Origin of the sequence: Actinomadura sp. NPDC049753, from assembly GCF_040674655.1 — a bacterium.
Lineage (GTDB): Bacteria > Actinomycetota > Actinomycetes > Streptosporangiales > Streptosporangiaceae > Spirillospora > Spirillospora verrucosospora.
In genome coordinates this window covers 1-3,471 of record NZ_JBFARL010000378.1, presented here as the reverse complement: position 1 = coordinate 3,471, position 3,471 = coordinate 1, and the positions used below count along the sequence as shown (strand labels likewise).

Annotated in this window: 4 protein-coding genes; 1 reads left to right on the top strand and 3 read right to left on the bottom strand. The window is 76.9% G+C overall.

The window, feature by feature from the left end:
* The 3 genes from AB0K37_RS41140 to AB0K37_RS41130 form a co-directional block, all read right to left on the bottom strand.
* Positions 1 to 309 (bottom strand): glycosyltransferase (locus tag AB0K37_RS41140; RefSeq protein WP_363991385.1); only part of this gene is annotated, 309 nt, incomplete at its 3' end.
* A gap of 37 nt (positions 310 to 346) precedes the next feature.
* On the bottom strand, positions 347 to 1,372 hold the full coding sequence (locus tag AB0K37_RS41135) for an NAD-dependent epimerase/dehydratase family protein (protein ID WP_363991382.1): 1,026 nt from the start codon (positions 1,370 to 1,372) through the stop codon (positions 347 to 349).
* 83 nt (positions 1,373 to 1,455) lie between these two features.
* Positions 1,456 to 2,514 (bottom strand): aminotransferase class V-fold PLP-dependent enzyme, encoded by a 1,059-nt coding sequence (locus AB0K37_RS41130; RefSeq protein ID WP_363991379.1) that lies wholly within the window; start codon positions 2,512 to 2,514, stop codon positions 1,456 to 1,458.
* A gap of 85 nt (positions 2,515 to 2,599) precedes the next feature.
* Here AB0K37_RS41130 and AB0K37_RS41125 point away from each other — a divergent pair.
* The coding region (locus tag AB0K37_RS41125) for a LysR family transcriptional regulator (RefSeq protein WP_363991376.1) at positions 2,600 to 3,471 on the top strand (872 nt) is incomplete at its 3' end.

The window sequence follows — 3,471 nt, the reverse complement described above, 5'->3', positions numbered from 1 at the left end:
GACCAGGCGCGCGACCTGCCCAGCTACCACTCGCCGGTGCACCTGGTGAGCACCGGCGACCGCGTCGACGCCAGCACGGATCACGCACACCACCTCGGTCTCGGCGGCCCGCAGTCCGGCGTGGCAGGCGGCGCCGAAGCCGCGCTGCGGCGCGGCCACGACGCGGGCGCCGCGGTCGGCGGCCACGCGGGCGGAGTCGTCGGTGGAGGCGTTGTCGACCACCAGGGCCCGGAACCCGTCGGGCATCCGGTCCAGCACCCAGGGCAACGCCTCGGCCTCGTTCAGGCACGGGAGAACCACATCGATCACAGCTCAGACGCTACTTTCGGTGATGGGGCGGCGACCCTTACGAACTGGTGACGGGCGTCCGGGCGAACTCGGCGACGCCCTCGGCGAACGGCACCCGCGGGCGGAAGCCGAGCTCGCCGCGGGCGCGGTCGGGCCGGGCGACGATGTGGCGGACGTCCCCGAGCCGGTAGTCCCCGGTGACGCGGGGGCGGGGGCCGCCGAACACGTCGGCGAGCGCGCCGGCCATGTCGCCGACGGTGCGGGGGTCGCCGCTGGCGATGTTGTAGGCGCGCAGGCCGCCGGGCTCGGGCGGGGCGGCCGCGGTGCGCTCCAGCGCCAGCACGCCGGCGCGGGCGACGTCGCGGACGTGGACGAAGTCGCGGCGCTGCGCGCCGTCCTCGAACACCAGCGGCGCCCGCCCGTCCATCAGCCTCGACCGGAAGATCGCCGCGACGCCGGCGTAGGGCGTGTCGCGCGGCATCCTCGGCCCGTAGACGTTGTGGTAGCGCAGCGCGGCGACGGAGCCGCCGGTCGCGCGCGCCCACGACGCGGCCAGGTGCTCCTGGGCGAGCTTGGTGTCGGCGTAGGCGTTGCGGGGGCCGGGCGGGGTCTCCTCGCCGACGGCGCCGGGCGCGAGCGGCTCCCCGCACGCCGGGCACGGCGGCTCGAACCGCCCGGCGCGCAGGGCGTCCTCCGGGCGGGGCCCGGGGCGGACGGGCCCGTGGACGGCGCAGGTGTAGGCGCCCTCCCCGTAGACGACCATCGAGGACGCCAGCACCAGGACGCCGACGCCGGCGCGGGCCATCTCGGCCAGCAGCACGGCGGTGCCCTGCACGTTGACGGAGGCGTAGTCGGGCAGGTCGGACAAGTCCACGCCGAGACCGACCTTGGCGGCCTGGTGGCAGACGGCGTCGACGCCCCGAAGCCGCCGTGCGACCGCGGCGGCGTCGCGGACGTCGGCGGGCGGGTCGCCGAGCCCGTCGGGGCGCGTGTCGAGCCCGCGGACGCGGTGGCCGGCGGCGGTCAGGGCCTCGGCGATGTGGGAGCCGATGAACCCGGCCGACCCGGTGAGCAGTACGTTCATGCGCACGAACGTAGAGCGCGGGGCCCGGCCAGGGCCGCTCGGACGGGCCGGTCAAGGCACCTTGTTCGAACCTTGTAAGAACTTCACCCTGCGGCGTGCACGAGCGGGGCGAGCAGTCCGACCGACTTGTCGACGTCGGCCTCGGTGGTGCTGAGGTGGAACGCGCAGCGCAGCCGCCCGGCCCGCACGCCGGCGATGACGCCGTTGCGGCGCAGCAGGTCGGCGGCGCCGTCGGGGACGGGCACCGACACGATCGCCGAGTCTCCCGGCGGGAGGCCGAGACCGGCGGCGAACCGGCGCGCCAGCGCCACGTCGTGGTCGTGGATCGCCGGGATCCCGACCTGCTCCAGCAGTTCCAGGGCGGGGGCGTGCCCGGCCCAGCACTGCCACGCCGGGGACAGGTCCAGGCGGCGGGCGCCGCCGGCCAGGCGCAGCGGCAGCCCGTAGATGGAGTCCCAGATGTCGGCGCCGGCGTACCAGCCGGCGCCGATGGCGGGCAGGGCGTCCAGGGCCTCGCGGGTGCCGGCCAGGAAGCAGGTCCCGCGCGGGCCGAGCAGCCACTTGTAGCCGCCGGCGACCAGCCAGTCGACGCGGTCGGCGGGCAGCGGCAGCCATCCGGCGGCCTGGGTGGCGTCCAGCAGGACGCGGGCGCCGTGCGCGCGGGCGGCGGCGATGATCTCGTCCATGGGGGCGATGCGGCCGTCGGCGGACTGCACCGCCGACACCGCGACCAGGCCGGTGCCCGCGCCGAGGTGCTCGGCGATCCGCTCCAGCGGGACCGACCGGACGCTCAGGTCGGGGCGGGCGGCGAAGGGGAACAGCAGCGAGGTGAAGTCGCCGTCGGCGACCAGGACCTCGGCGCCGGCGGGCAGGGACGCCGCGACCAGCCCGGTGAAGTAGGACACCTGCGGGCCGCACGCGACCCGGTCGGCCGGGACGCCCAGCAGCCGCGCGAACGCCTCCCGGGAGCGCGTGACCGCCTCGTCCAGCGCGCGGGGGTCCAGCACCCCGGCGGCCCGGTCGCGCTCGGCGGCGAGCATCGCCTCGTGCGCGGCGCGCGGCGGCAGCCCGTAGGTGGCGGTGTTGAGGAAGGCGACGCCGGCGCCGAACTCGCGCTGCGCCTGCGGCAGGGAAAGGGTCATGTCCCCGATCGTGGAGCACCGGCCTGCCATAGCACAAAGTACGGTTTTCTTGGCGTCCCATCAGCGCGGTTGATACCTTGCGGCGATGCTGGACCTGCATCGAGGCCGGATCCTGCGCGAGGTGGCGCGGCTCGGGTCGATGACCGCCGCCGCCCGGTCCCTGGCCTACACCCAGCCCGCGGTGTCGCACCACATCGCGCGCCTGGAGGCCGAGGTCGGCACTCCCCTGGTGGTGCGGCACGGCCGGGGCGTGCGGCTGACCGAGGCGGGCCGGGTCCTGGTCGAGCACGTCGAGGACGTGCTGGCCCGCATGGGCGACGCCGAGGAGCGGATCGCCGCGATCGCCGGGCTGCGCGCCGGCCGGGTGCGGGCCGCGGTGTTCCCCACGGCGGCGGGCGGTCTGATGCCCGACGCCCTGGTCCGGCTGCGGGCCCGCGCGCCGGGGGTGTCGGTGACGTTGGTGGACGCCGAGCCGCCCGAGGCTCTGGCGCTGCTGCGCGCTGGGGAGGCCGACGTCGCGGTGGTGTTCCGGCACGCGTCCGTGCCGCCCGAGACCGACGCGCGGTTCCGGGAGGTCGTGCTGTTCGAGGATCCGCTGCGGCTGCTGGTCCCGGCGGCGCATCCGCTGGCGTCGGCGGAGCGGCCGCGGCTGGAGGACCTGGCCGGGGAGACGTGGGCGTCGGGCTGCGCGCGGTGCCGCGACCATCTGCGGTGGGCGTGCGCCCGCGCCGGGTTCACCCCCGACATCGCCTTCGCCACCGAGGACCACGTCGCGATCCAGCGGCTGGTCGCGCGGGGCCTGGCCGTGACGACGCTGCCGGCGCTGGCGCTCGCCCTGCACACCGAGCCGGGCGTGGCGCTGCCCGACGTGCGCGACGTCGGCGGCCGAGCATGCCGAACGGGCCGCAGCCCCTGGCGGCGGGGACCTCGATCGGCGCCTCCAGGGAGACGGCCGCC